Here is a 24,146-nt window from a genome sequence, read left to right as displayed (position 1 = left end):
CACCCGGCCCCGGACGCTCTGTCCGGGGCCGGGTGCAATCCACGCTCAGCCGTCGACGCGGATCACCGCGTTGGACGGGTCATAGGGGCTGTCCTCGACCACTTCGCAATCCCAAAGCTGATCGAGCATCCTGACCTTCAGCTTTGTGCCGACCTCGGCTAGGTCCGGTGCGACATAGCCCATACCGATCTGACGCCCGAAGGCCACCGACCAGCCGCCGGAGGTCAGCCGGCCAACCTTGGTATCGCCGTCATAGAGCGCCTCATGACCCCAGGGATCGGCGTCCGACGGCCCGTCGATCAGCACGGTTACGCATTTCGAACGGATGCCCGTCTTCTCCATCGCGGCCTTGCCGCAGAAATCCTTGGACATGTCGATGAAGCGGTCGAGCCCGGCCTCCAGCGGGGTCGCGTCGCGGCCCAGCTCGTTGCCGAAGGCGCGATAGCTCTTCTCCTGCCGCAGCCAGTTCTGCGCCCGCGCACCGCAGAGCTTGAGCCCGTGCTTCGCACCCGCCGCCATGAGTTGATCCCACAGGTAGGCCGACATCTCGATCGGGTGGTGCAACTCCCAGCCCAACTCGCCCGTATAGGCCACGCGCACCGCCATCACCGGGCACATGCCCAGCTCGATATTGCGCATCGAAAGCCAGGGGAAGCGCTTGTTGCCCAGCACCGTGTCGGGATCGGCGTCCTTGACGATCTCCTTGAGGATGTCGCGCGATTTCGGTCCGGCGATGGCGAAGACGCCCCATTGTGTCGTGGCGTCGTGGATCTCGACATAGCCGAATTCGTCGCGCTTGTCCTCGGCCGCCTTGCGCAGCCAGTCGCTGTCATAAGCGGTCCAGGCACCAGCGGAGACGAGGTAATAATCGTCCTCGCCGCGCCGCACGATGGTATATTCGGTGCGCGTGGTGCCCGCATCGGTCAGCGCATAGGTCAGGTTGATGCGGCCCACCTTGGGCAGCCTGTTGCAGGTGAACCAGTCAAGGAAGGCCGTCGCGCCCGGCCCGCGGACGATATGCTTGGTGAACGCGGTCGCATCGAAGAGCCCGGCGCCGTTGCGCACCGCTTCGGCCTCGGCCTTGGTGTACTCCCACCAGGCACCGCGACGGAAGCTGCGGCCGTCATGGTCGAAACTCTCGGGCGCGTCCTTGGGGCCGTAATAGTTGGGCCGCTCCCAGCCGTTGACGCAGCCGAACTGCGCGCCCTCGGCCTTCTGGCGGTCGTAGACCGGCGCGGTCCTGAGCGGACGGCAGGCTTCGCGCTCCTCGTCGGGATAGTGCAGGATATAGACGTGGGAATAGGCTTCCTCGTTCTTGCGGCAGGCATATTCCGTCGTCATCCAGTCGCCGAACCGTTTGGGATCGAGCGACGCCATGTCGATCTCGGCCTCGCCCTCCACCATCATCTGCGCCATGTAATAGCCGGTGCCGCCCGCGGCGGTGATCCCGAAGGAGAAACCTTCGGCCAGCCACATGTTACGCAGGCCCGGCGCCGGGCCGACCAGCGGGTTGCCGTCGGGGGTGTAGCAGATCGGACCGTTGAAATCGTCCTTCAGCCCCACCTCTTCCGAGGACGGAATGCGGTGGATCATGGACATGTATTCCTCCTCGATCCGCTCCAGGTCGAGCGGGAAAAGGTCGGCGCGGAAACTGTCGGGCACGCCATAGGCAAACCGCGCGGGCGCGTTCCATTCATAGGGCCCGAGGATCCAGCCGCCGCGTTCCTCGCGCACGTACCACTTGGCGTCGGCGTCGCGCAGAACGGGGTGCTCGCCGTGGCTCTTGCGGTACTCGACCAGCGCGGGGTCGGGTTCGGTCACGATGAACTGGTGTTCCACCGGGATCGCCGGGCTCCTGATGCCCAGCAGCTTCGCGGTGCGCTGCGCATGGTTGCCGGTGGCGGTGACCACATGTTCGGCATGGATCTCGAAGGTCTCCTCCGACGGCACGAGGTTGCCGCCCTTCTCGGTCATAACCGTGCCGCGCACGATCCATTCCGAGCCGGTCCATTCATAGCTGTCGACCTGGCGCTTGCGGATGATCTCCACCCCGAGCTGACGCGCGCCCTTGGCCATCGCCATCGTCACGTCGGCGGGGTTGATGTAACCGTCGGTCGGGTGAAAGATCGCGCCCTTCAGGTCGTCGGTATTGACCAGCGGCCAGCGCGCCTTGATCTCGGCGGGGCTCAGCCATTCATAGGGCACGCCCACCGTCTCGGCCGTGGTGGCGTAGAGCATGTACTCATCCATGCGGTCCTGGGTCTGCGCCATGCGCAGGTTGCCCACGACCGAGAATCCGGCATTGAGGCCGGTTTCCTCCTCCAGCGTTTTGTAGAACTTCACCGAATAGTCGTGGATATGGCCGACCGCGTAGCTCATGTTGAAGAGCGGCAGTAGCCCCGCGGCGTGCCAGGTGGAGCCCGAGGTCAGCTCGTCGCGCTCCAGAAGCACGACATCCTTCCAGCCGAATTTCGCGAGGTGATAGGCGATCCCCGTGCCAACGGCACCGCCGCCGATGATTAGGGCCTTGACGTGGGTCTTCATGGCTTGGCTCCGCGCATGTCCAGATTCTGGTACCGTCATAATGGCTGGCGCGGCGAAATTGAGGGGTGTATCGACATTCCCCGTGCCGAAACCGACACGCAGGCTTGGCAAGCGGGGGGCCGGACCCGGCGGCACACCGCCACCGGGGCCGGGCTCAGTGCAGGACGGTGCCCCGAACGGGTTCCGCGGCGTCGCGCCGGCCGGCGCCGCATTCCACGGCCCGCTGCGCGAGCACGCCGAGCGTACCGGCCAGGTCCACTGCGCAACCCAGCATGTCGGGCCGCATCATCAGCGAGGCGATAAGCATGGCATCCTCGCGCGCGCCCTCGGCCGCGGTGGCGACGAACCGCGCGAAGACCGCCTCGTCGGAGCCCACGCAGACGCATTCGGTCCCGTGGCGCATGAGCGGTCTGCGGCCGCAGCGCGTCATCAGGCCGATCAGCCGCTCCAACGCGTTGAGACACGGCCGCGCGGCCGCCGGGCCGAGTGCCGTGGCCAGCGCGTTCCAGACCTCGGCCTGATGCTCGGGCCCGGCACACCAGAGCCGCAGATGCCGGACCAGCAGCGCCTCCAGCGGCGGCAGCGCATCGAGCCGCGCGACGGGCGCGGCGCCGTGTTCGCTTCCGTCGTTCATTTGGTCAGGATCAGCTTGCCGGCGCGGGTGATGCGCAGCGTGTATTCCTGCCCGTCGAGCACGATTCGGGCGCAGGCACCGCCCGCCACCAGCTCGCGCGCATCGTGCACGGGCGGTCCGCCGGCGGCAGACGGGCTATTGCGGGCGGTCGTCTGGCAGGCCATCACCGCACCCGCTCCATCCGGTCGAGCAGCGCCTCCAGCAGCGTCGCGCCCGGCAGGCCGTCTTCCGGCACGAGCCGCAGCACCTCGTCTCTCAGCACGCATCCGGCACCGGCGGGATATGGCGGCTGGACCGGCCCTGTCACTTTCGCAAACATCTTCAAACACCTCTTCGTTGCGGTGCCCTGGCTGGTCGGTCGAGTGGCTGGGGACGGCCCCAATCTGCCCGATCCTCGGGCACCCGTCAATCCTGATTGTTTTAGTTTGTTATTTGCAGGCCACGCGATGCCGAAGGGGGCGTTGTGCGGCCATTCCGGGCACGAACGGCGCCACAGCCGGGGCGCGCCACACCGCAATGCCTACGGCATGTCCGCGCCCTCTGGACCATGTGCCCCGCCCGGCCTAGCCTCACCGCCGGAAGGAGACATTCATGACCAACCCGCTCTTGCAGGACTGGACCACGCCCTTCGGCCTGCCGCCCTTTGCCGAGATCGACGATGCCGATTTCGCGCCCGCCTTCGAGACCGCGCTCGCCCGCGCCAAGTCCCGCGTGGCGGAGATCGCGGCGGATCCGTCGCCGCCCGATTTCGCCAACACGATCGGCGCGCTCGAGCGGGCCGAGCGCGACCTGGACCGCGTCGCGGGGGTCTTCTTCAACCTCGCCGGTGCCGACAGCAACGACACCCGGCAGGCGCTCCAGCGCGAGTTGGCGCCCAAGCTCTCCGCCCATGCGTCCGAAGTCACGATGAACCGCGATCTCTTTGCCCGGATCGAGGCCGTCTGGCAGGTTCGCGACTCCGCCGGGCTGGGCGACGAGGAAAGACGCGTACTGAAACTCTATCGCCGCATGTTCCGGCGCGCCGGCGCGGAATTGCAGGGCGCGGCATATGACCGGCTGAAGTCCGTCAAGGACCGGCTGGCGGTGCTGGGCACCAGCTTCACGCAGAACCTTCTGGCCGACGAACGTGGCTGGCACATGGAGTTGTCGGAGGACGACCTGAAGGGCCTGCCGGGTTTCGTCATGGATGCGGCCCGCGCGGCCGGGGCGGAGCGCGGCCTGAAGGGACCCGCGGTGACCCTCTCGCGCTCGCTCATCGTGCCCTTCCTGCAATTCAGCCCGCGCCGCGACCTGCGGCGGCGCGCCCATGTCGCATGGGCCGCCCGCGGCGCCAATGGCGGGGAGAGCGACAATCGCGCCATCGCCGCCGAGATCCTGGCGCTGCGCGAGGAACGTGCGCATCTGCTTGGCTATCCGGATTTCGCGCATTTCAAGCTGGAAACGGAAATGGCCGGCACGCCGGAGCGCGTGCGGGATCTGCTGATGGCGGTGTGGGAACCCGCCCGCACGCAGGCGCTCCGCGACGCCGCGCGGCTGGAGGAGATGCTGCACGAGGACGGCATCAACGGCCGGCTGGAACCCTGGGACTGGCGCTACTATGCCGAAAAGCGCCGGGCCGGGGAACACGATCTGAACGAGGCCGAGCTGAAGCCCTATTTCCAGCTCGAACGCATGGTGGAGGCGGCCTTCGACTGCGCCGGGCGGCTCTTCGGGCTCAGCTTTCACAAGCTGGAGGCGGACCTCTACCACCCCGATTGCCGCGCCTGGGAGGTGCGTCGGGACGGGCGGCACATGGCCGTCTTCATCGCGGATTATTTCGCGCGCGGCTCCAAGCGGTCCGGGGCCTGGTGTTCTTCCTTCCGCCGCCAGCACGGGCTGGACGGCGGCCAGCGCCCGATGGTCGTCAACGTCTGCAACTTCGCCAAACCCTCGCCCGGCCAGCCGGCGCTACTGTCCTTCGACGACGCACGCACGCTCTTTCACGAATTCGGCCATGCGCTGCATGTGATGCTGTCGGATGTCATATATCCGATGGTTTCCGGCACCGCGGTAGCGCGCGATTTCGTGGAACTTCCCAGCCAGCTCTTCGAGCATTGGCTGGAGGTCCCGCAGGTGTTGGAGAAACACGCCCGGCACGCGGAAACCGGCGCGCCGATGCCCGACGCCCTGCGCGAGCGGGTCTTGGCCGCGACGACCTATGACCAGGTCTTCGCCACCGTCGAGTACACCGCCAGCGCGCTGGTCGACCTGGCCTTCCACAGCGGCGACGCGCCCGCCGATCCGATGGCCCGCCAGGCGGAACTGCTGGCCGGTCTCGACATGCCGCACGCTATCGGCATGCGCCACGCCACGCCCCATTTCGCGCATGTCTTCTCGGGCGATGGGTATTCGTCGGGCTATTACAGCTACATGTGGTCGGAGGTGATGGATGCCGATGCCTTCGCCGCTTTCGAGGAGGCCGGCGACGCCTTCGACCCGGCACTGGCCGAGAGTCTGGCACGCAACATCCTGTCGCGCGGCGGCACGGCGGAAGCCGAAGACCTCTATACAGCGTTCCGCGGCCGGCTGCCGGGGGTGGAGGCGCTGCTGAAGGGCCGCGGTCTGGCTGCCTGAAGGCGCAGCGAGCGTCAACCGGCGGCGGGGCGGGCTACGTCCTTGTGGATGATGACATCGGCCTGCGGATAGCGATCCATGATCGCGCGGCGCAGACCCGCGCCGATGTCATGGGCCTCCCGCAGGGTCTGGCCGCCGTCGAGCTCGATATGGATGTTGACGAAGATCCGCCGCCCGGCCATGCGCGTCTTGAGGTCGTGGAAGCCGTGCACGCCCGGCCAGCCCCGCGCCAGTTCCTCGATCCCGGCGATCACCTCGGGGTCGGCCTGCCGGTCCATCAATGCGTCCCAGGCACCCTTGCCGATCCGCGCGGCCCCGACCAGCAGCCAGGCCGCCGCGCCCAGCGCCACGACGCTGTCGATACTGTAGAGCCCCAGCGTGCCCGCCACCGCGAGCGACAGGATCGCCCCGAACGCGGGCAGCAGGTCGCCCATGTAATGCAACTGGTCCGCCGCCACCACGCGTGAGCCGGTGCGCCGCGCAACGCTCCGCTGCCAGGCCACCAGCGCCAGGGTCAGCATGATGGATATAGCCATCACCGCGACCCCGCGGCCCTCGGCGTTCAGCACGACGGGCGTGTCTCCCAGCAGGCGCCGGATCGCGGCCCACCCGATGACGCAGGCGGAGACGGTGATGAAAACGCTCTGGGCCAGTGCCGCCAGATCCTCTGCCGAGCTGTGGCCGAAGGAATGATCCTCGTCGGGCGGACGCGCGGCATAGACGATCGCCATCAGCCCCATCGCGGAAACCATGAGATCCAACGCGCTGTCGGCCAGGCTCGCCGCGACCGAAAGCGCCCCGGTTGCCGCCAGCGCCCAGAGCTTGAGCGCCACCAGGATACCGGCCACCGCGACCGAAGCCAGACCGGCGGAGATATCGAGCCTGTGATGCGTTCTGTCGGTCATCGCGCGGGTCCGGGCACAAGGGCCGCGCAAGGCCGCGCGGGAAGGCCCGTCCTAGTCGCGCAGTTCATCGGGTTCAACACCCCAGATGTCGCGCTTGCGCACCCAGCCGGTATTGCCGCCGGCCGTGATCTGGCACCAGTCGGGCCGGCAGGCACCCAGCCGCGCGATCACCCCGGCCTCGGCGCGGGCCACCGGCAGCGCCTTCTCCAGCGGCTTGCTCAGCAGGTCCACCATCTCGGCCTCGACGATCACTGTGCGCACGCCCGAGAGCAGAGCGTAATGCATCCAGCCGCCCGCGCCGTCGCGGTCGCGCACCCGCCGCCAATGGCCGAATTCGGCGGTGATCTGAAGCGGCATGTTCTCGTGCCTGAAGACCCAGTCCACGCGGTGCGTCAGGCTGGGGCCGCGCCGGACATTGCCCTCCGCCGTCTTCATCGAGACATAACGCGGCAGCGGCAGGTTGGTCACCGGACCGCGCTCCGCCCCCTGCGCAGCGCCGTCCGCCAGGGCGGGGGGGACCGGGCCGCAGACCAGAATCGCCACGGCCACGCAAAGCCACGCCAGTCGCATCCTCATGCCCCGCTTCCGCCCGTTTCCATTTGTCGCTGCCTCCGGGGTCTTGCCCGCGGCTTTCGCCTTGCCCCTTGGCGGCCGATCTTGTCACTATGGGCACAGGAATTCCAGTACGGGATGATGCGAAATGCCAGGCCAGAAACTCAGTGTTGTCGTGACGCGACGGTTACCCGAAGCGGTAGAGACCCGCATGAAGGAACTCTTCAATGTAGAGTTGCGGGAAGATGACGCGCCGATGTCGCGTGAGGAACTGACCGGGGCGATGCGCCGCGCCGACGTTCTGGTGCCCACGATCACCGACACGATCGACGCGGGTCTCCTGGCGCAAGCGGGCGACAAGTTGAAACTGATCGCCAATTACGGTGCCGGCTTCGACCATATCGACGTCGCGACGGCGCGGCAGCGCGGCATCCTGGTGTCCAACACGCCCGGCGTGCTGACCGAGGACACCGCCGACGCCACCATGTCGCTGATCCTCTGGGTCATGCGCGGCTTCCGGTCGGGCGCGAACCTGATGCAGTCGGGCAATTGGGAGGGCTGGTCGCCCACCGCGCGGCTGGGTCACCGGGTAGGCGGCAAGCGGCTGGGCATCCTGGGCATGGGCCGGATCGGCAGCGCCGTCGCCCGCCGCGCCCGCGCCTTCGGCCTGCAAATCCACTACCACAACCGCAAACGGCTGCATGAGAGCATCGAGGAGGAACTCGATGCCACCTATTGGGAAAGCCTCGACCAGATGGTCAGCCGCATGGACATCGTCTCGGTCAACTGCCCGCACACGCCCTCGACCTTCCACCTGCTCAACGCGCGGCGGTTGAAATTGCTGAAACCCAGCGCAGTGCTGGTCAACACCTCCCGCGGCGAGGTCGTGGACGAGAACGCGCTGACGCGGATGCTGCGCACGGGCGAGATCGCGGGCGCGGGGCTCGACGTCTACGAACACGGCACCAACATAAATCCGCGGCTGCGCCAACTCGACAATGTGGTGCTGCTGCCGCATATGGGCTCGGCCACGATCGAGGGGCGGATCGAGACGGGCGAGAAGGTGATCATCAACATCAAGACCTTCGCCGACGGCCACCGGCCGCCCGACCAGGTCGTGCCGAGCATGCTCTGACGCGGGGCGATCCGGGCTCTGGCGCGCGCCGCGCTCGCGCGGCTCGTCTGCAACCTAACGAAGGCCCGCAGTGTCTACCGTAACCGCTTCGATCCAGGTCTTCAGGACGCGCCGCTAGATACCACCGCAGACCGCGCAATCCGCGCGGCGCGCGACCCTGACAATGCGGTTCTCGCCATGGAGCGCATCATAAAGCATCAGCCGCCCGCGCAGGCTCTCGCCCGCGCCGGTGATCTCCTTGATCGCCTCCATCGCCATCATCGCGCCGACGACGCCGGGAAGCGCGCCGATCACGCCCGCCTCGGCGCAGGAGGGCGCCAGCCCCTCGGCCGGTTCCCGCGGAAAGACGCAGGCATAGCAGGGCGCGCCGCGCGCCGGGTCGTAGAGGCTGATCTGCCCTTCCCACTGGGTGATCGCGGCGGCGATCAGCGGCGTGCGGGTCGCGACGCAGGACGCGTTGACCAGATAGCGGGTCTCGAAATTGTCGCTGCCGTCGAGCACCAGATCGTAATCGGCGAAAAGCGCCTCCGCCGTCTCCGCGTCCAGCCGCCGCCGGTAGGGACGAACCGTGACGTGCGGATTGATCTCCCGCATCGCGATCTGGGCGGAAAAGACCTTGGCCATGCCCTGACGTTCGTCGGTGTGGATAACCTGGCGCTGGAGGTTCGACAGGCTGACCTCATCATCATCGACGACGCCGATCGTGCCCACGCCCGCCGCCGCCATGTAGAGCAGCGCGGGCGAGCCGAGCCCACCGGCCCCCACGACCAGAACCCGCGCGCCTTTGAGTTTCTTCTGTCCCGGCCCGCCCAGTTCGCGAAGCACGATGTGGCGCGCGTAACGCTCCAGTTCGGCGGCGCTGAAGGTCCCTTGCCCGGCGGGGGGCTCAGTTGGCGCGGCCCGCGCCCGCAGGTGCCGCAGGAGCAGCGCATAGCCCCCCGCGAGCGCGCCCAGCCCCGCGAGGATGCCCCAGTTGGCAAGCGACCCGCCCGTGGCGGCGCGCAGCGCATGACCCTGCGGCAACGTCATCTGGATCAGCGCGACGGCCCCGAAGAGGATGCCCAGCAGTGCCGCCTGAGGCCCCCAGGGCACCCGAAACACCCGGCCGAGCAGCAGCAGCCCCGCCGCGAGCGCCAGCACCAGCGCCATCAGCCGCGCCCCGTGGAACCGAATCCGCCCGCCCCGCGGGCGGTCCCGCCCAGCGCGTCCGCCGCCTCGATGCGCGCCTGCACGACCGGGGCCATCACCATCTGGGCAATGCGTTCGCCATGGCCGACGGTGAAAGCGTCCTCGCCCAGATTGATCAGGATGACGCCGAGTGGGCCGCGATAGTCGCTGTCGATGGTGCCCGGCGTGTTGGCCAGTGTCACGCCATGCTTCAGTGCCAGGCCGGAGCGCGGGCGGATTTGCACCTCGAAGCCAGGCGGGATTTCAAGCCGCAGCCCGGTGGGCACCAGCACCCGACCGCCGGGCGGCAGGCTCAGCCCCGCCGCCCGGTCGGCCGGCGCGAGGTTGGCGCGCAGGTCGGCGCCCGCCGCACCCTCGGTCTCATAGGCGGGCAGCGCCACCTGCGGATCGGCGCCGGATTCGCGCAGCACACGCAGGACCGGCCCCGCGGCAGCGGCCGTCAGCGGCGGCGGGACGTACTCCGCGCCCTTCCCGCTCATGCCAGCACCTCGGCGATGCGGGCGGCCAGCCGCGCCGCAACGTCGTCCTTGGACATCCGCGGCCAGGCTTCGGCCCCGGCCTCGGTGATCAGCGTCACCGCGTTCTCCCTGCCCCCCATGATGCCGGTCGCGGGCCGCACATCATTGGCCAGGATCCAGTCGCAGCCCTTGCGGGTGCGCTTCGCGGTGGCGTTGGCCTCCACATCATCGGTCTCGGCGGCGAACCCCACAACCAGTGCCGGGCGGCCCTGCGCCATCTGCGCGACCGTGGCGAGGATGTCGGTGTTCTCGGCCAGCTCGAATGCGGGCACGTCGCCGCGCCCCAGCTTCTTGATCTTCCGGTCCGAGGCCGCCGCCGCGCGCCAGTCGGCGACCGCCGCGGCAAAGATCGCAACATCGGCGGGCAGCGCGGCCTGCACCGCATCGAGCATCTCCGCCGCTGTCTGGACCCGGATCACCCGTACCCCGGCAGGCGGCGGCACCTCGGCGGGGCCGGTCACGAAGGTCACATCCGCGCCCAGCACGGCGAGCGCGCGCGCCAGCGCCGTGCCCTGCGCCCCGGAGGAGCGGTTGGCGATGTAGCGCACGGGGTCGAGCGGCTCATGCGTGGGGCCGGACGTGACCACGACATGCCGCCCCTTTAGCGGACCGTCCGCCAGGCGGGCCTCGATCGCCGCGACAATCTCCAGCGGCTCTGCCATGCGGCCGGGACCGTATTCGCCGCAGGCCATGTCGCCCTCGTTCGGGCCGACACGGGCCACGCCGTCGCCCGCCAGAACCGCCAGGTTTCGCTGCGTCGCGGGGTGTTCCCACATGCGGACATTCATCGCGGGCGCGATCAAAACCGGCGTGTCGGTCGCCATCAGCAGGGTGGAGGCCAGATCGTCGGCATGGCCATGCGCCATCTTCGCCATCAGGTCGGCGGTGGCCGGCGCGACCACCACCAGATCGGCGGCGCGGCTCAACTCAATATGGCCCATCTCGGCCTCGTCAGTCAGATCGAAGAGGTCTCGATAAACCTTCTGCGCCGCCAGCGCCGACGCCGATAGCGGGGTCACGAACTCCTCCGCCGCGCGGGTTAGCACCGGCGTTACCCGCGCGCCACGTTCACGCAGACGGCGGATCAGGTCGAGCGACTTGAATGCGGCGATCCCGCCGCCCACGATCAGAAGAATCCGTTTGCCTGCAAGCATTTCAACATCTCCCCGGCGCGCGCCTTGTCGATTTCTACGCGCCCCGTCCGCCCGTGGCAAGCGACGGCCCGTGCATGTTGCGCCACGCGCCGATCCGGGGGAGAGTGCGGATATGACACACACCACCGCCCCGGACCGGACCCGCGCCGCGCCGCCGCTCATGCGCGCTGTCGTCCTGACGCTCATGGCGCTCGTCGTGGGCTTTGCCGCCGCGCTTGCGGCGATCGGCTTCGTCGAAGGCGTCTCATGGCTCAACCATGCGCTGCTGATCTCGCCGCGCGCGCGGGTGCAACTCGAAGGAAATCCAGGCCTGGTCACTGCGGCGACGGTGCTGGTTCCGACGCTGGGCGGGCTGATCGTGGGGGTGATGCTGAGCCGCTTCTCGCCCGAGGGCCGCGCGCTCGGCCCGCCGGATGTGGTGCGCGCGGTCCAGTTGCGCGCGCCGCTGCCCTCGACCCGCGGCGGCGCGGTCTCCAGCCTCGCCGCGCTGGTGTCGCTGGGCTTCGGCGCCTCGGTGGGCCAGTACGGCCCGATGGTCTATCTGGGCGCGATGATCGGCGGCTGGGTCGAGAGGCTGCGCCTGGGCGTGCCAAACCTGCCCGCCATCGCCGTGGCCTGCGGCGTGGCCGCGGCGATCTCCACCGCCTTCAACGCGCCCATCGCCGGGCTGGTCTTCGCCCATGAGGTGATCCTGCGTCACTATTCGATGCAGGCCTTCGCGCCCGCCACGGTTGCCTCGGCGACGGGCTATGTCGTCGCCAATGTCATGTTCGAGCGTCCGCCGCTCTTTCTGGTGGATTTCGGCGGCGTAGCGCATGGCTACGAATTCCTGCTCTTCGCGCTGCTGGGGCTGGCCTCGGCCGGGGTCGCGCTGATCTTCATGCGGCTGGTGCTGGCCAGTGCCGTGCAGGCCGCGCGCCTGCCGCTTCCGCCGGCGCTGCGCCCTGCGCTGGCGGGGCTCGCGGTGGGGGTGACGGCGCTGGCACTTCCCGACGTGCTGGGCATCGGTAGCGAGGCGCTGCGCTTTGCCACCATCGAGGGCGCCTTCCGCCCCGGCGAGTTGGTGGTGCTGGTTGCCGCCAAGATCGTGCTGACCGCGCTTTGCGTGGGCTTCGGATTCGCCGGCGGCGTGTTCAGCCCGGCGCTGCTGATCGGCATCCTGTTCGGCGCGCTTTCCTGGTCACTGCTCGACACCGCCGGCATCGCCGACACGTCCGGCGTCGCGGTCTATGCCGTCTGCGCGATGATGGCCGTCACCAGCCCGGTGATCGGGGCGCCGCTGACCACGATCCTGATCGTCTTCGAGCTGACACGGAACTACGACCTGACCATCGCGGCGATGGTCGCGGTGGTGTTCTCCAACCTGATCGCCTATCGCGTCTTCGGGCGTTCGATCTTCGACGTGCAACTCGCGCGGCGCGGCGTGGACCTCTCGGCCGGGCGGGACCGCGCGCGGCTCGAGGCGATGACCGTGGCCGAGTGGATGAGCACTGATTTCCCGTCCGCCACGGCCGAAATGCCGGCGGACGAGGCGCAGCGCACAGGCGCCGCAAGCCCCTATGCCGAGGTCTTCGTGACCGACGCGGAGGGGCAACTCGTCGGCGTGCTGCGCGCCGGGCGGCCCGGTGCCGGCAGCGCCGCCGACGCCGCCGAGTCCGCGCCGGTCACTTTCCATGCCGACACCACGATCTGGCAGGCGATGCAGGAACTGGGCAGCTTCATCGGCGATGCCGTCCCAGTGGTCAGCCGCGACAACGGGCGGCTTGAGGGCGTGATCAGCGAGGCCGCGCTGATCCGCGCCTACCTGGCCGCGATGCAGGATCTGAGGGGGGAGGAGAATGCGCCGGTCTAGATGGTTCCTTGTGGTTCTGGCGCTCTGCGCCACACCGGCGGGCGCGCAGCAGGACGCCGGGCCGGACCCGCTGACCGTCGTGAGCTGGGGCGGCGCCTATGAGGCCGCGCAGCGCGCCGCGCTTTTCGAGCCCTTCACGCAGGCCACCGGAACACCGCTCGACATTCGCAGCTACGACGGCTCGCTGGAGGCGTTGCGCCAGCGGGCGAAGATCGAAGGCTGGGACGTGATCGACATGCTGGAGGACCAGGCCATCGCGGCCTGCGACGCCGGGCTCCTGCGCCCGCTGGAACCCGCGCAGATCGGCGGGCCGGCGGCGATGCGCGATTTCATGGAGGGCGCGTTCCGCGGCTGTTCGGTGGCGCAAAACGTCTTTGCCACGGTCATGGCCTATGACGCGCGGGCCTATCCCGGCGTGAAGCCCGCCACGGTCGAGGATTTCTTCGATCTCGCTCGGTTTCCTGGCCGCCGCGCGCTGCCGCGCAGCCCCGATGTGGTGCTGGAATGGGCACTGATGGCCGAAGGCGTGCCCACGGCGCAGGTCTATGACCTGCTGAGCACCGACCGGGGCCTCCGTCTGGCGTTGCGCAAGCTCGACACGATTCGCGACGAAATCCTGTGGTGGGAGGAGACCGCAGCGCCGGCCGAATGGCTGGCCGAGGGCCGGGTGGCCATGGCCGCGGGCTATAACGGGCGGTTCTTCGCGGCCCAGCAGGCGGGCGCACCGCTCAGCGTGATCTGGGACGGCCGGATCATCGGGGTCGAGGTCTGGGCCGTGGCCGCCGCCAGCGACGCGCCGGAGGCGGCGCTGGACTTCCTGCGCTTCGCCAGCGCGCCCGCGCCCCAGGCCGCGCTGGCCGAGCGCATACCCTACGGTCCTGCGCGACGCTCGGCACTCAAGCGGGTCGGGCTGCACCCCGAACATGGCGTGCCGATGCGCGACCACCTGCCCAACGCCCCGCAGCACGGCGACCGCGCGTTGGTGCGCGACAGCGACTGGTACGCCAACACCCATGCGCTGCGCACCCGCCGCTTCGAAACCTGGCTGGAGGGCGAATGACGCGCCGCGCATCCTAATCCGGTAAGAAACCCGCGCAGGGATCGCCGCGCTCCGCAGGGTCCGTCACCAGCCAGAGATCGTAGGGCACCTCCCCACCGTCCGGCGCGGCCTCCAACTGTCCGATGCTCAGCACGTCCAGACCGGGGTGCGCATGGGCCAGCGCGGCGGGGATGCCGCGGTCGACGCGCGCATGACCGTTTCCGGTGATGATCGCGACCGGCCCGCCCGTGGCCTCCAGCGCCACCAGCGTCGCACGCGCCAGCGCGGTATCGCGCAGGCGCTGCGCGGCCACCATGCCCGGCAGAAGGCCGGCGGGCAGCGCGTCGCAATGCGCCTGCATCTGCTCGGCCTCCCGCGCCGCCTGTTCGTCCGCCGCCAGCGGGCGGTCCAGGCCGAACCGCGCGGCCTCCGGGCCGAAAATCTTCGCCGGGTCCTCGCGCACGGCGCGGCGCACGGTCTCGCGGGGCAGCGCCCCGCCGACGATCCGCGCCCCCGGCGCGGCGGTGAAAAGCGGATGGTACATCGCGAAATCGGGCCAGCCCGAGGCCGCCCAGTCCAGCGCGGCGGCAAGCGCGTGCGGGTCGTCACGGTTCCCCTCGGTCACGCGGGCGGCCTGATCCGGCGTCAGCATCTCGAACACGATGGCCGCGGGTTTCAGCGCCGCCAGCGTGCGGGCCTGATTGGCGTGATGCGCGGAATTGTCGTGGAACTCGCCGAGAATGACGACCTGTGCGCCGGGCAGATCGTCGAGCGCCTCCGCCTCGATTCGCCCCGCCGCAGCCCCACCGGGCACCAGCATGAGCGACAGGAGGGCGAGCGCACGTAGCATGGACGTCTGCTTGCACAGTGGCCCGGCGCGGACAAGCCCGCGCGTCAGTCGAGCAGCGCCATGACCTCTTCCGATTCGGATTGAAGCGATTTGCGCATCTTCGCGAAAGCCGCCGCCTCGAGCTGGCGGATGCGTTCCTTCGAGAGGTTCATCTCGTTGCCGAGGCTCTCCAGCGTGCGCGGCTCCGCGCGCAGCTTGCGCTCGGTCACGATGTAGCGCTCGCGCTCGTTCAGGACGCCCATTGCCTGCGCCAGCCATTCGCGCAGCGTCTCGCGGTCGCGCCGGGCCTGCACCAGGGCATCCGCCTGCGGGCCCTCGTCCTCGATCGTGTCCATCCATTCGCGGCCCTCGTCCTCGGCCGATTGCGTGGCGTTGAGCGAGAAATCGGAGCCCGCAAGCCGGCCCGACATCATCTCGACATCATGCAGTGGCACGCCCACTTCGCGCGCGATCTGCTCACGCAACTGGTGGCCGTCAAGCTCCTCGCCGCGCTGGGTCGCCTCACGCTCCAGCCGCGCCTGTACGCGGCGCATGTTGAAGAAAAGCGTCTTCTGCGAGGACGTGGAGCCAGTGCGCACCATCGACCAGTTTCGCATCACATAATCCTGCACCGAGGCCTTGATCCACCAGACCGCGTAGGTCGAGAAGCGCACGCCGCGATCCGGGTCGAACTTGTCGGCGGCCTTCATCAGGCCCAGGCTTGCCTCCTGGATCAGGTCGTTCATCGGCGCGCCGTAGCGCTTGAACTTCGACGCCATCGAGATCGCCAGCCGCATATAGGCGGTGATCAGACGATGCAGCGCCTGCTCGTCGCGCTTGTCGCGCCAGGCATAGGCAAGCTGCAACTCCGTCTCGGCGTCGAGCAGTTCCGCCTTCATCGCCTTGCGGGAAAAGTTCTGGTCGGCATTCATGTTCGCGGCCATGGCGCCCCCTGTAGAATAATGGGCTTCCCTCTTATGGTTTTGATACGCAGGACTTCCGCATACGGATCATTCTACAGTTTATACGGTCCCATTACGACATTCCGTCACTTCAAGGTCAAACCGGCGCGACCGGATAAAGTTCCGGGGCATTGCCGAAACATTCAGCGCCGGTGATGCGACAGCCCACGCAATATGATTGGACCCCTGCGAGAAAGGGCGCAATCTTCACGCATGGATTACGAACTGGTCATCGGGGATCGCACGCATTCGAGCTGGTCGCTGCGGGGCTGGCTGCTGCTGGAGCGATTCGGCCTGCCCGTCCGTACCCGGATGGCGCGGCTCTACAGCGGCGATTTCGATGCCGTCCTGTCCGAATACGCGCCGGCCCGGCTGGTGCCCGTCCTGCGTACCCCCGGCGGCGTGGTCGTGCAGGATACGCTCGCCATAGCGGAAACCCTGGCCGAGCGGCATCCGGATGCCGGGATCTGGCCCGCAGACCCGGCGGCGCGGGCCGCGGCGCGTTGGCTGGCGGCGGAAATGCATTCCGGCTTTCAGGCGCTGCGCACGGACTGCCCGATGCATCTGGGCGTGGCCTATGGCGATTTCGAACCCCCGCCGGCGGTGCTGGACGATCTTGCCCGGATACGCACGCTCTGGGACATGGCGCGCGGGCAGGCAGACGGTGAGGGGCCCTGGCTCTTCGGCGCCTACTGCGCGGCGGATGCCTTCTATGCCCCGGTCGCGGCGCGCATCGCGGGTTACGGGCTGCCGGTGGACGGGGCGGATGCGGACTATGTCGCGGCGCATCTGGCCGACCCGGCCTTCCGCCGCTGGCGCGCGATGGGCCGCGCCGAGGGCGTCCACCAGCCCGTTTATGACCGGCCCTGGCGGCAGGTGACCTGGCCAGGCCCCGCGCTGCTGGAGGCGCGGGCGGCCGCAGCCGGGCCTTCGGAGAACGCCGCCTGCCCCTATTCCGGCAAGCCGGTCACGCATTTCCTGGATATCGGAGACCGCCGCTTCGGTTTCTGCAATGCCTTCTGCCGCGACAAGACCCTCGCGGACCCGGAAGCCTGGCCCGCCTTCATGGCCATTTACGATTCCTAAACCACTCCCCCGTTAGGCGTTAACCAAGCTGAACGCGAGGAGGCAGGATGGTTGCGCGCGCCTATACGGTCGCCTTCGAAGGGGTCGAGGCCCGGATCGTCGAAGTGCAATGCGCCGTCAGCCCCGGATTGCCCGCCTTCTCGCTGGTGGGACTGCCGGACAAGGCGGTGTCGGAGGCGAAGGAACGGGTCCGCGCCGCGCTGACGGCGATGTCCATCGCCCTGCCCTCCAAGCGCATCACGATCAACCTCTCGCCCGCCGACCTGCCCAAGGAGGGCTCGCATTTCGACCTGCCGATCGCGCTGGCGCTGCTGGCCGCGCTCGACATCCTGCCCCGCGACACGATGGAGGAGACCGTGGCGCTGGGGGAGTTGTCGCTGGACGGATCGCTGGTGCCGGTGATCGGCGCGCTGCCCGCCGCGCTGGCCGCCGCCGAGGCCGACCGCCGGCTGGTCTGCCCGCGCGCCTGCGGGGCGGAAGCCGCCTGGGTCGGCGCGGCCGAGGTGATCGCCCCGGCCACGCTGCTCGACTGCGTCAACCATTTCACCGGCCGAAAGGTGCTGGCCGCGGCCGAGCCGGGCGAGGTGGAGGAACGTTCCGGCGCGCGCGACCTGCGCGACGTGAAGGGGCAGGAACGCGCCAAGCGCGCGCTGGAGATCGCCGCGGCGGGCCGCCACCACCTGCTGATGGTGGGCACACCGGGGTCCGGCAAGTCCATGCTCGCCGCGCGCCTGCCCGGTATCCTGCCACCGCTCGAAGCGGCGGAGGCGCTGGAAACCTCGATGATCCATTCGCTTGCAGAACTCCTGGACGAAGGCGGCATATCGCGGCTTCGGCCCTATCGCGCGCCGCATCACACCGCCTCGATGGCGGCGATCGTGGGCGGCGGCAAGGGTGCGAAGCCGGGCGAGATATCGCTGGCCCATAACGGCGTGCTCTTCCTCGACGAGTTCCCGGAATTTCCCGGTATTATGGAGCAAACTCACCAAATATGATGATTGATACGCTGTAAATGATGATGTACATTGCCATGTATGAAGAACACACCGACATATGAACGCCCGAACACCGTTTCCGGCCTTAAGGCCAAGCGCAAGGAACTGAGCGACCTGCGCGCCCGCTACAAAGCCGAGATCAAGAAGCTGACCGTGGATATAGACCACCTGGACGCGGCGATCCGGCTTTTCGATCCGGCAGCCGATAGCTACGCCATAAAGGAATACGTGACGAAGCACCGGGCCGAGAAGGGCAGCGTGAAGCGGTTCGTCTTGAACGCTTTCCGCGAGGCAGACGGCCCGCTCACGTCCCGCCAGATCACGGAAGCTTGGGTTGATGATCGCGGCCTTGCAGCAGATGAGGCGACCTATGCGCTACTGCGGAAGCGGATCGGGGCTTGCATAAAGGGCTGTGTCAATCAGGGGCTTATCAAGGACGTGGGCTGGACCAAGGACCACGACCAGAACGGCCCGTACAAGATGTGGACACTAAACGAGGGCGCAGCCCCTTGAGGCATGTTCTCGTTTGTTCCGGCATCGTAATAGGATAATCCCGACTCATCACCCCTGTTATTGAACCCTTGACGAATCTCGTCGTCACCCCCATAACGCGGGGGATAGATTTGCGGAGACACGTTCATGACAGGCGATCCGATCACCCTTCTTAAGGATGAGCGCGACAAAATCATCAAGAAGCGCAACGAGGCGTGTGCGCCTTTTGATGCGCAGATTGCTGAATACGATGCGGCCATCGCAGCAATCGAGGGCGTACGGGGTGACCGGGGGCGGTCTGGCGTTCAGTCTACTGTGCTGTCAGGTTCTGGCCCGAAGATGGCCCGCGATGAAGCTGTGATCGAGGCCATCAAGAATGGCAAGCGGCAGCCCGTCGCAATTTTGGATTTCATCATTCGGCACCTTGGCATTGAGACCACGATCAACAGTGTCCGTACGCGGCTCTCGCGGCTGAAGAATGAGGGGCGGATCGCACATGACAGTCGCGGCTGGATAATGCCGCATGAAATTTCAGAGGGGTTGCCCCTCAACGAGAATGACCGACCCTCGGGTCGGTCAGACGCCGAGGAAGGTGACGCTTCCTCAGAAAAGGTCGAATGGGAGTAACCGGGAGCCATTCGATCAATCTTCCTGACCCGCGCGGGCCAGACCCGGCACTGGAAGTTGCCGGGGAGTAGATGGGGGTGGCCACTATGCCGATAACCCCTTCCAGCCGGTGTGCGATGCCGTAGCATGGCTATCCGGGTGCAGCCCCGTAGGGTGGCATCTACTAGGCGGGGAGGCCGAAAGGTCTCCCCGTTCGCATCTTTAAACTAAGCAATTGTAGGGAATCCGTCCAGCGTTTCTTTACCTCACACGCCTGATCGCTGCCAATACCCGGCCCATTGCGACGATTGGGGCGCGGTGGCGGTGGCGCTAACAGCCATCGCGAACTGGTTTGCGTTCGGCTGGCGGTTCATGTCTTCGCGCCACGCCATTTCGGAGGCGTATGCGTGGAGGTACTTCCCGGCGATATGATGATGGATGCCGATCTCGGCCCGACGCAGACGGCTAAAGAAGCTTTCGGCTTGGTTCGTGCAGGCGCCATCCTTGGAGTACGCTTCCTTGTGGTTGATGCGCTTTATCGGGAAATGTGCCGCCAGTTTGTCCCAATGGGACGCCTCGTCCGCATGGACGGTTGACCCCGGCTCGACGTGCGAGCGGACAAACGACACGCCCGCCGCTTCGTTTTGGGCAACATGGGTGTGAGTTGAGCCGCCGCGCTGGCGACCGACGATTACGACTTGGCGCTTGCCTGATTGGTTTTCCATCTTGCGGCGGTCCTTGCGGTCCATCCGCTCATTGGCGGGCTTCACGTAGCCGCCGAAATACGCGCCATCAACTTCGACGTCGCCCGAAAGCGCACCGTGGTCGCGGGCAATCCCTATGGCCTCGCGCACCTTGTGCAGAAGAACGAAGGCGGTCTTGTAGTCAACGGACAGATCACGGGAGAGTTGAAGCGCGCTGTAGCCCTTCGCACCGTTTATGAAGACCGCGATTGCGGCCAGGATGTCGCGCACCTGAAGCTTGCGGCTGTGAAAGATCGTGCCACTGGTGACACTGAACTGTTTGGCGCAGCCCTTGCACTTCCAGACCGGACGGGACTTGAGGTCGTAGTGATCCAGGCAGCCGCACTCGGGGCACACCGGATCGCCATCCGTATCGGCCCAACGGATCGCACGAAAAGCCTCACGGGCTTGCCGGTCAGACATGCGCATGACCTTCACAAGCGAGAGCGTTTTTGCGGCGGGAGAAAGGAGAAAATGCTGTGCCATATCATATCCGATGATGTTGTACACCGTATATAGGTGTAGCATTCACCGGATACAAGGGTTATATCATCGGATATGATGTTTTTTGGAGGTCAGGTCATGCCCAAGGACACGGCAGTCGTGGAAAGCTACGAGGCCAAAGCTAAGAACATATTGAAGGCCGAACTCAAACGGCGCGGGATAACCTATGGTCAGCTCGCGGATCGCCTGACAGCACTCGGGACGCCGGAAACAGAGCGGAACATAGCGAACAAGATAAGCCGGGGCAGCTTCACAACCGCGTTCTTCTTGATGTGCATGGATGCGATAGGGGTGCAGTCTCTCAACTTAGGGTCTTAAGGCCTGAAATGCCCAACGCACCCCGTTTGATTTCTTACGTTTTTGGGCGTAGGAATAATGAAAAGATTTGGGACGGGGTTGGCTTCATTGATACTAGACGATGATTTCGGGGTTCCCAGGGAGCCGCAAAGTGTTGACAAGTGGGAAGAATCCCGCGCTCCGGTTTCAAAGTGCCTATTGGCTGGGGAAATTGGTAGAAGCCTCAGCGATCTTCGCGTTGCCAGCGAGTCACATCTTTTCCGTCATTCCGCCCGAACAATTACATATATCTGGGCGATGGATGGAAACGGTGACATTTATATAGCGGTCGAGGAACTCGCCGAGACGATCGATGGGATGACGGTTGAGGGATACCCGAGAAGGCGCAATTTTCCGGTTCACCCAGCAGAGGAGAAGAAGCTGGGACATCCGACATTGCTCATGGGCGGCCCAGCTAGGACAGCCGGTGAGTTGTTCTTAGATGAGGTAGATGGGGAACTTTTGTGGTTCGTGAACGTAAGTTCTGGTAGATACTGTAGAATCACGCCGCCAACAGATGCGCAGGCTGGCAAGGTTCTTGAGAGGTTCAAGGGCCTCATAGACGAGAGCGTCCAATTGGACGATATACGTGAAACTTGAGGGGAATGCTATGACTTCAAAGGAAAATCCCAAAGTCCTGACATACCGTTTTCACGAATTTCGGCCCAGCGACCGTAAGGCCCTCAAGGGGGTTCTAGCAGAGGACGGGGGTTCCGATCTCTTTGTGGAGGCCCTTCGCATTTACCTCAGGAAGTGGGCGGATTCCGATTGGCTCACGGAATACGACATTGAGCGCGTGGGGCAGTGGACAGTGATGCATTTCCCCCAAGTGGCGCAATCTGTTGAAGATATGGCTAAGAAGGAGCTTGCGTCTGCGAGGAATGCGCAAGCTAAGAAAACTTACAAGGCAATGAAGCAAGCATCGCATACGGAGGCCGAAGCAGTCTGAAGGCCGCTTATCATTCCGAGACGTGCGGCTAAGTGTGGTTGAAAACATCATCATATTTGGTGAGTTTGCTCCATAATACCGGAATTTCCCCGCCCGGTGCTGGAGACGCTGCGCCAGCCGATCGAGACCGGCGACGTCGTGGTGGCGCGCGCGAATGCGCATATCCGCTATCCTTGCCGCTTCTTGCTGATCGCGGCAGCCAATCCGTGCAAATGCGGGTACCTGCCCGATCCGGCGCGGGCCTGCGCCCGTGTGCCCCATTGCGGGGAGGACTACCTGGGCCGAATCTCCGGCCCGCTCATGGACCGGTTCGATCTCCGGATCGAGGTGCCGCCGGTTTCGGTCGCCGATCTGGAACTGCCCGCCGCCAGCGAGGGCACGACCGAGGTGGCCGCGCGGGTCGCCGCGGCGCGCGCCGTGCAGGCGGCACGCTATGCCGGGCGCCCGGATGTCCGGGTCAACGCCGACACCGAGGGCGAGGAGCTGGAGGAGATCGCCCGTCCCGATGTCGAGGGACGCGCGCTGCTCAACAACGTGGCCGGGAAATTCGGCCTCTCCGCGCGCGGCTATCACCGCGTCCTGCGGGTGGCCCGCACCATCGCCGATCTCGACGGCGCGGCGCAGGTCGCCCGCCCGCATGTGGCCGAGGCGGTATCCTACCGGCTGGTGGCCGAGAGCTGATCGCGCAGGAAGCCGGTGGCGCGTGCCAGCGCCGCGTCGGCCTCCGGCAGCCAGCCCTGGAAGATCTGCCAGACATGCGGTGCGTCCGGCCAGAGATCGAGCGTGACATGCGCGCCCTGCGCCTCCAGCCGGTCGGCCATCCGCACCGCGTCGTCGCGCAGAAGTTCCGTGCGGGACGCCTGGATGAGCACCGGCGGGCAATCCGGGAAATCCCCGAAAAGCGGGGAGGCCCGTGGGTCCGCCGGGTCGCGCCCGCCGAGATAAAGATCCCGCCCGTCCTCGATCCGATGCGCGGGCAACAGCGCCTCGGACCGAGCGTTCGCGGCAATGGACTGGCCCGATAACGTCAGATCCGTCCAGGGCGAGAAGGCCACGGCCGCCGCCGGGCGCGCGGCGCCCGCCCGGCAGAGATGGCCCAGAAGCGCCAGTGCCAGCCCGCCGCCCGCGCTGTCGCCGCCCAGCGCGATGTCGCCGGGGCTATAGCCGCGCGCCAAAAGCCCATCCCAGGCGGCGCAGGTATCCGCGAAGGCGGCGGGAAAGGGATGTTCGGGCGCCAGCCGGTAGTCCGGCAGGCAGACCGCGCACCCGGTCAGGGCGGATATCCGCGCCGCCATCGCGCAATGCGTCCGGGGGCTGCCGAAGACATAGCCGCCGCCGTGGAAATAGAGCAGCACCGCCGGCGCCGTGACCCGCACCCGAACCCAGAGCGCCGGCACGCCACCTACGCGGTCGGGCTGGACCGTCGCAAAGGGCGGGTCGCGGAAGATGAGCCGCGCGGTGCGCTCGAACCGGACGCGCATCGCCTGCGGTTCGGCCGACCGGGCCAGCCACGGTTTCTCGACGCGCCTGAGCCAGCCGTCGATCAGCCGCAGCCGCCAGGTCACCGTCCCGCCCGGCGCGCCTCGATGGCGTCCCAGATCATGCCGGCCACGTTGGTGCCGTCGAAACGCTCCAACTCCTGGATGCCGGTGGGCGAGGTCACGTTGATCTCGGTCAGCCAGCCGCCGATCACGTCGATGCCCACGAAGATCTGGCCCTTCTCGCGCAGAAGCGGGCCGATCGCGGCGCAGATCTCGCGCTCCCGCGCGGTCAGGCCGACCTTCTCGGCCCGTCCGCCGACATGCATGTTGGACCGGGTCTCACCGACCGCGGGCACGCGGTTGATCGCACCCGCGGGCTCACCGTCCACCAGGATGATGCGCTTGTCGCCCGCCGCCACGTCGGGCAGGAATTTCTGGGCGATCAGCGGCTCGCGGTTGATGCCGGTGAAGAGCTCGTGGAGCGCGTTCAGATTTCGGTCCTGCGGATCGAGCCGGAACACCCCCGCGCCGCCATTGCCGTAGAGCGGCTTGAGGATGATATCGCCATGCGCGTGCTTGAAGTCCCTGAGCGTCTCCAGATCGCGCGCGATTGTGGTGGGCGGCGTGAGGTCCGGGAAGGTCAGCACCAGAAGCTTCTCCGGGTAGTTGCGCACCCAGAACGGGTCGTTCACCACCAGCGTCTCGGGATGGATCATGTCCAGGATATGCGTGGTGGTGATATAGCTCATGTCGAAAGGCGGGTCCTGGCGCAGCCAGACGACATCCTGGCTGCGCAGGTCGATATGGGCGCGTTCGCCCAGCGTGAAATGGTTGCCGCGCTCGCGCCGCACCTCCAGCGGCCAGCCGCGTGCGGTGACCGCGCCGTTTTCGAAGGCCAGATGCTCGGGCGTGTAGTAGAACAGCCGGTGCCCGCGCGCCTGCGCCTCCTCCGCGATGCGGAAAGTGCTGTCGGCGTCGATATCGACCGGCGCGATCGGGTCCATCTGGATGGCGACATTGAGCGGCATG

The 24,146-nt window shown here is 67.1% G+C and carries 24 protein-coding genes and 2 pseudogenes; 12 read left to right on the top strand and 14 right to left on the bottom strand.

From position 1 onward, the window contains the following. Positions 1-45: 45 nt before the first annotated feature. From DDZ14_RS14240 to DDZ14_RS19740, 4 genes are all read right to left on the bottom strand, one after another. Positions 46-2,544: an FAD-dependent oxidoreductase gene (locus tag DDZ14_RS14240; RefSeq protein WP_109425647.1), complete on the bottom strand. Its 2,499-nt coding sequence runs from the start codon at positions 2,542-2,544 to the stop codon at positions 46-48. 154 nt (positions 2,545-2,698) lie between these two features. Next, entirely contained in the window at positions 2,699-3,178 is a 480-nt protein-coding gene (locus DDZ14_RS14235; protein ID WP_109425646.1) for a hypothetical protein, read from the bottom strand. After that, entirely contained in the window at positions 3,175-3,342 is a 168-nt protein-coding gene (gene hemP / locus DDZ14_RS14230) for a hemin uptake protein HemP (protein WP_109425645.1), read from the bottom strand. Before hemP ends, DDZ14_RS14235 begins: the two co-directional genes overlap by 4 nt. Next, on the bottom strand, positions 3,342-3,497 hold the full coding sequence (locus DDZ14_RS19740; protein ID WP_158275536.1) for a hypothetical protein: 156 nt from the start codon (positions 3,495-3,497) through the stop codon (positions 3,342-3,344). The genes hemP and DDZ14_RS19740 overlap by 1 nt, the downstream gene beginning before the upstream one ends. 272 nt (positions 3,498-3,769) lie before the next feature. Here DDZ14_RS19740 and DDZ14_RS14225 point away from each other — a divergent pair, with 272 nt between their 5' ends. Next, entirely contained in the window at positions 3,770-5,791 is a 2,022-nt protein-coding gene (locus tag DDZ14_RS14225) for a M3 family metallopeptidase (RefSeq protein WP_109425644.1), read from the top strand. A 14-nt stretch (positions 5,792-5,805) separates the two neighbouring features. Here DDZ14_RS14225 and DDZ14_RS14220 read toward each other — a convergent pair whose 3' ends face one another. Continuing rightward, positions 5,806-6,696 (bottom strand): cation diffusion facilitator family transporter, encoded by an 891-nt coding sequence (locus DDZ14_RS14220; protein ID WP_109425643.1) that lies wholly within the window; start codon positions 6,694-6,696, stop codon positions 5,806-5,808. 51 nt (positions 6,697-6,747) lie between these two features. Then, positions 6,748-7,272, bottom strand: coding sequence for an SH3 domain-containing protein (locus tag DDZ14_RS14215; RefSeq protein ID WP_109425642.1), 525 nt, complete (start codon positions 7,270-7,272; stop codon positions 6,748-6,750). Positions 7,273-7,396: 124 nt separating this feature from the next. On the opposite strand from DDZ14_RS14215, the gene DDZ14_RS14210 reads away from it, so the two are divergent. Continuing rightward, positions 7,397-8,383, top strand: a complete 987-nt coding sequence (locus DDZ14_RS14210) for a D-glycerate dehydrogenase (RefSeq protein ID WP_109425641.1) — start codon at positions 7,397-7,399, stop codon at positions 8,381-8,383. A gap of 114 nt (positions 8,384-8,497) precedes the next feature. Here DDZ14_RS14210 and DDZ14_RS14205 read toward each other — a convergent pair whose 3' ends face one another. From DDZ14_RS14205 to coaBC, 3 genes are read right to left on the bottom strand one after another with little or no spacing between them, the layout of a single operon-like run. Continuing rightward, positions 8,498-9,532 (bottom strand): HesA/MoeB/ThiF family protein, encoded by a 1,035-nt coding sequence (locus DDZ14_RS14205; RefSeq protein ID WP_109425640.1) that lies wholly within the window; start codon positions 9,530-9,532, stop codon positions 8,498-8,500. Continuing rightward, a complete protein-coding gene (dut, locus tag DDZ14_RS14200) occupies positions 9,532-10,050 on the bottom strand; it encodes a dUTP diphosphatase (RefSeq protein WP_109425639.1) in 519 nt (172 codons plus the stop codon). Before dut ends, DDZ14_RS14205 begins: the two co-directional genes overlap by 1 nt. Continuing rightward, entirely contained in the window at positions 10,047-11,243 is a 1,197-nt protein-coding gene (coaBC, locus tag DDZ14_RS14195; protein ID WP_109425638.1) for a bifunctional phosphopantothenoylcysteine decarboxylase/phosphopantothenate--cysteine ligase CoaBC, read from the bottom strand. Before coaBC ends, dut begins: the two co-directional genes overlap by 4 nt. A 112-nt stretch (positions 11,244-11,355) precedes the next feature. Between coaBC and DDZ14_RS14190 the strand changes: the two genes are divergently transcribed. Continuing rightward, entirely contained in the window at positions 11,356-13,095 is a 1,740-nt protein-coding gene (locus DDZ14_RS14190) for a chloride channel protein (RefSeq protein WP_109425637.1), read from the top strand. Next, complete coding sequence (locus DDZ14_RS14185) at positions 13,082-14,155, top strand: extracellular solute-binding protein (protein ID WP_109425636.1); 1,074 nt, start codon at positions 13,082-13,084, stop codon at positions 14,153-14,155. The genes DDZ14_RS14190 and DDZ14_RS14185 overlap by 14 nt, the downstream gene beginning before the upstream one ends. Before the next feature lie 13 nt (positions 14,156-14,168). On the opposite strand, the gene DDZ14_RS14180 is transcribed toward DDZ14_RS14185, so the two are convergent. Continuing rightward, complete coding sequence (locus DDZ14_RS14180; RefSeq protein WP_109425635.1) at positions 14,169-14,984, bottom strand: ChaN family lipoprotein; 816 nt, start codon at positions 14,982-14,984, stop codon at positions 14,169-14,171. Between the two features lie 44 nt (positions 14,985-15,028). Beyond that, a complete protein-coding gene (locus tag DDZ14_RS14175) occupies positions 15,029-15,907 on the bottom strand; it encodes an RNA polymerase factor sigma-32 (RefSeq protein WP_109425634.1) in 879 nt (292 codons plus the stop codon). 231 nt (positions 15,908-16,138) lie between these two features. Here DDZ14_RS14175 and DDZ14_RS14170 point away from each other — a divergent pair, with 231 nt between their 5' ends. The 4 genes and pseudogenes from DDZ14_RS14170 (at position 16,139) to DDZ14_RS14155 (ending at position 19,125) form a co-directional block, all read left to right on the top strand. Continuing rightward, positions 16,139-17,011 carry a glutathione S-transferase gene (locus DDZ14_RS14170; RefSeq protein WP_109425633.1) on the top strand — a complete coding sequence of 291 codons (873 nt, stop codon included), beginning with the start codon at positions 16,139-16,141 and terminating at the stop codon, positions 17,009-17,011. Between the two features lie 47 nt (positions 17,012-17,058). After that, a pseudogene (locus tag DDZ14_RS14165) lies at positions 17,059-17,994 on the top strand (YifB family Mg chelatase-like AAA ATPase); the annotation flags it as partial. 51 nt (positions 17,995-18,045) lie between these two features. Further along, a complete protein-coding gene (locus tag DDZ14_RS14160) occupies positions 18,046-18,519 on the top strand; it encodes a hypothetical protein (RefSeq protein WP_109425631.1) in 474 nt (157 codons plus the stop codon). A 126-nt stretch (positions 18,520-18,645) separates the two neighbouring features. Then, positions 18,646-19,125 carry a hypothetical protein gene (locus DDZ14_RS14155; RefSeq protein WP_109425630.1) on the top strand — a complete coding sequence of 160 codons (480 nt, stop codon included), beginning with the start codon at positions 18,646-18,648 and terminating at the stop codon, positions 19,123-19,125. Positions 19,126-19,370: 245 nt separating this feature from the next. Here the strand turns inward: DDZ14_RS14155 and DDZ14_RS14150 are convergent, their stop codons facing one another. Beyond that, the gene (locus DDZ14_RS14150) at positions 19,371-20,333 is read right to left on the bottom strand and encodes an IS1595 family transposase (RefSeq protein ID WP_109425675.1); all 963 of its coding nucleotides are present in this window, start codon (positions 20,331-20,333) and stop codon (positions 19,371-19,373) included. Between the two features lie 96 nt (positions 20,334-20,429). On the opposite strand from DDZ14_RS14150, the gene DDZ14_RS14145 reads away from it, so the two are divergent. The 4 genes and pseudogenes from DDZ14_RS14145 to DDZ14_RS14130 form a co-directional block, all read left to right on the top strand. Beyond that, the gene (locus DDZ14_RS14145) at positions 20,430-20,669 is read left to right on the top strand and encodes a DUF6471 domain-containing protein (RefSeq protein ID WP_109425674.1); all 240 of its coding nucleotides are present in this window, start codon (positions 20,430-20,432) and stop codon (positions 20,667-20,669) included. A gap of 57 nt (positions 20,670-20,726) precedes the next feature. Next, a complete protein-coding gene (locus DDZ14_RS19435; protein WP_146193150.1) occupies positions 20,727-21,287 on the top strand; it encodes a hypothetical protein in 561 nt (186 codons plus the stop codon). Between the two features lie 10 nt (positions 21,288-21,297). Next, the gene (locus DDZ14_RS14135; protein WP_109425628.1) at positions 21,298-21,636 is read left to right on the top strand and encodes a hypothetical protein; all 339 of its coding nucleotides are present in this window, start codon (positions 21,298-21,300) and stop codon (positions 21,634-21,636) included. A gap of 78 nt (positions 21,637-21,714) precedes the next feature. Then, positions 21,715-22,317: pseudogene (locus tag DDZ14_RS14130) on the top strand (ATP-binding protein); the annotation flags it as partial. Here the strand turns inward: DDZ14_RS14130 and DDZ14_RS14125 are convergent. Further along, positions 22,293-23,201, bottom strand: a complete 909-nt coding sequence (locus tag DDZ14_RS14125; RefSeq protein WP_109425626.1) for an alpha/beta hydrolase — start codon at positions 23,199-23,201, stop codon at positions 22,293-22,295. The pseudogene DDZ14_RS14130 and the gene DDZ14_RS14125 overlap by 25 nt on opposite strands. Continuing rightward, positions 23,198-24,145 (bottom strand): glutathione synthase, encoded by a 948-nt coding sequence (gene gshB / locus DDZ14_RS14120; protein WP_109425625.1) that lies wholly within the window; start codon positions 24,143-24,145, stop codon positions 23,198-23,200. Before gshB ends, DDZ14_RS14125 begins: the two co-directional genes overlap by 4 nt. Position 24,146: the final 1 nt, after the last annotated feature.

This window comes from Maritimibacter sp. 55A14, assembly GCF_003122205.1.
Lineage (GTDB): Bacteria > Pseudomonadota > Alphaproteobacteria > Rhodobacterales > Rhodobacteraceae > QEYE01.
This window is presented reverse-complemented; position numbering and strand designations above follow the sequence as displayed.

What these genes read in the sequence shown, in the direction of transcription:
- DDZ14_RS14205 (WP_109425640.1), bottom strand. Translation starts at nt 9,532, where the DNA reads ATGGCGCTGGTGCTGGCGCTCGCGGCGGGGCTGCTGCTGCTCGGCCGG.
- DDZ14_RS14185 (WP_109425636.1), top strand. Translation starts at nt 13,082, where the DNA reads ATGCGCCGGTCTAGATGGTTCCTTGTGGTTCTGGCGCTCTGCGCCACA.
- DDZ14_RS14145 (WP_109425674.1), top strand. Translation starts at nt 20,430, where the DNA reads ATGCCCAAGGACACGGCAGTCGTGGAAAGCTACGAGGCCAAAGCTAAG.
- DDZ14_RS14155 (WP_109425630.1), top strand. Translation starts at nt 18,646, where the DNA reads ATGACAGGCGATCCGATCACCCTTCTTAAGGATGAGCGCGACAAAATC.
- DDZ14_RS14160 (WP_109425631.1), top strand. Translation starts at nt 18,046, where the DNA reads ATGAAGAACACACCGACATATGAACGCCCGAACACCGTTTCCGGCCTT.
- DDZ14_RS14150 (WP_109425675.1), bottom strand. Translation starts at nt 20,333, where the DNA reads ATGGCACAGCATTTTCTCCTTTCTCCCGCCGCAAAAACGCTCTCGCTT.
- coaBC (WP_109425638.1), bottom strand. Translation starts at nt 11,243, where the DNA reads ATGCTTGCAGGCAAACGGATTCTTCTGATCGTGGGCGGCGGGATCGCC.
- DDZ14_RS14170 (WP_109425633.1), top strand. Translation starts at nt 16,139, where the DNA reads ATGGATTACGAACTGGTCATCGGGGATCGCACGCATTCGAGCTGGTCG.
- dut (WP_109425639.1), bottom strand. Translation starts at nt 10,050, where the DNA reads ATGAGCGGGAAGGGCGCGGAGTACGTCCCGCCGCCGCTGACGGCCGCT.
- DDZ14_RS14235 (WP_109425646.1), bottom strand. Translation starts at nt 3,178, where the DNA reads ATGAACGACGGAAGCGAACACGGCGCCGCGCCCGTCGCGCGGCTCGAT.
- DDZ14_RS14175 (WP_109425634.1), bottom strand. Translation starts at nt 15,907, where the DNA reads ATGGCCGCGAACATGAATGCCGACCAGAACTTTTCCCGCAAGGCGATG.
- gshB (WP_109425625.1), bottom strand. Translation starts at nt 24,145, where the DNA reads ATGCCGCTCAATGTCGCCATCCAGATGGACCCGATCGCGCCGGTCGAT.
- DDZ14_RS14240 (WP_109425647.1), bottom strand. Translation starts at nt 2,544, where the DNA reads ATGAAGACCCACGTCAAGGCCCTAATCATCGGCGGCGGTGCCGTTGGC.
- DDZ14_RS14220 (WP_109425643.1), bottom strand. Translation starts at nt 6,696, where the DNA reads ATGACCGACAGAACGCATCACAGGCTCGATATCTCCGCCGGTCTGGCT.
- DDZ14_RS14135 (WP_109425628.1), top strand. Translation starts at nt 21,298, where the DNA reads ATGACTTCAAAGGAAAATCCCAAAGTCCTGACATACCGTTTTCACGAA.
- DDZ14_RS14225 (WP_109425644.1), top strand. Translation starts at nt 3,770, where the DNA reads ATGACCAACCCGCTCTTGCAGGACTGGACCACGCCCTTCGGCCTGCCG.
- DDZ14_RS14215 (WP_109425642.1), bottom strand. Translation starts at nt 7,272, where the DNA reads ATGAGGATGCGACTGGCGTGGCTTTGCGTGGCCGTGGCGATTCTGGTC.
- DDZ14_RS14210 (WP_109425641.1), top strand. Translation starts at nt 7,397, where the DNA reads ATGCCAGGCCAGAAACTCAGTGTTGTCGTGACGCGACGGTTACCCGAA.
- hemP (WP_109425645.1), bottom strand. Translation starts at nt 3,342, where the DNA reads ATGGCCTGCCAGACGACCGCCCGCAATAGCCCGTCTGCCGCCGGCGGA.
- DDZ14_RS14190 (WP_109425637.1), top strand. Translation starts at nt 11,356, where the DNA reads ATGACACACACCACCGCCCCGGACCGGACCCGCGCCGCGCCGCCGCTC.
- DDZ14_RS14180 (WP_109425635.1), bottom strand. Translation starts at nt 14,984, where the DNA reads ATGCTACGTGCGCTCGCCCTCCTGTCGCTCATGCTGGTGCCCGGTGGG.
- DDZ14_RS19740 (WP_158275536.1), bottom strand. Translation starts at nt 3,497, where the DNA reads ATGTTTGCGAAAGTGACAGGGCCGGTCCAGCCGCCATATCCCGCCGGT.
- DDZ14_RS19435 (WP_146193150.1), top strand. Translation starts at nt 20,727, where the DNA reads ATGAAAAGATTTGGGACGGGGTTGGCTTCATTGATACTAGACGATGAT.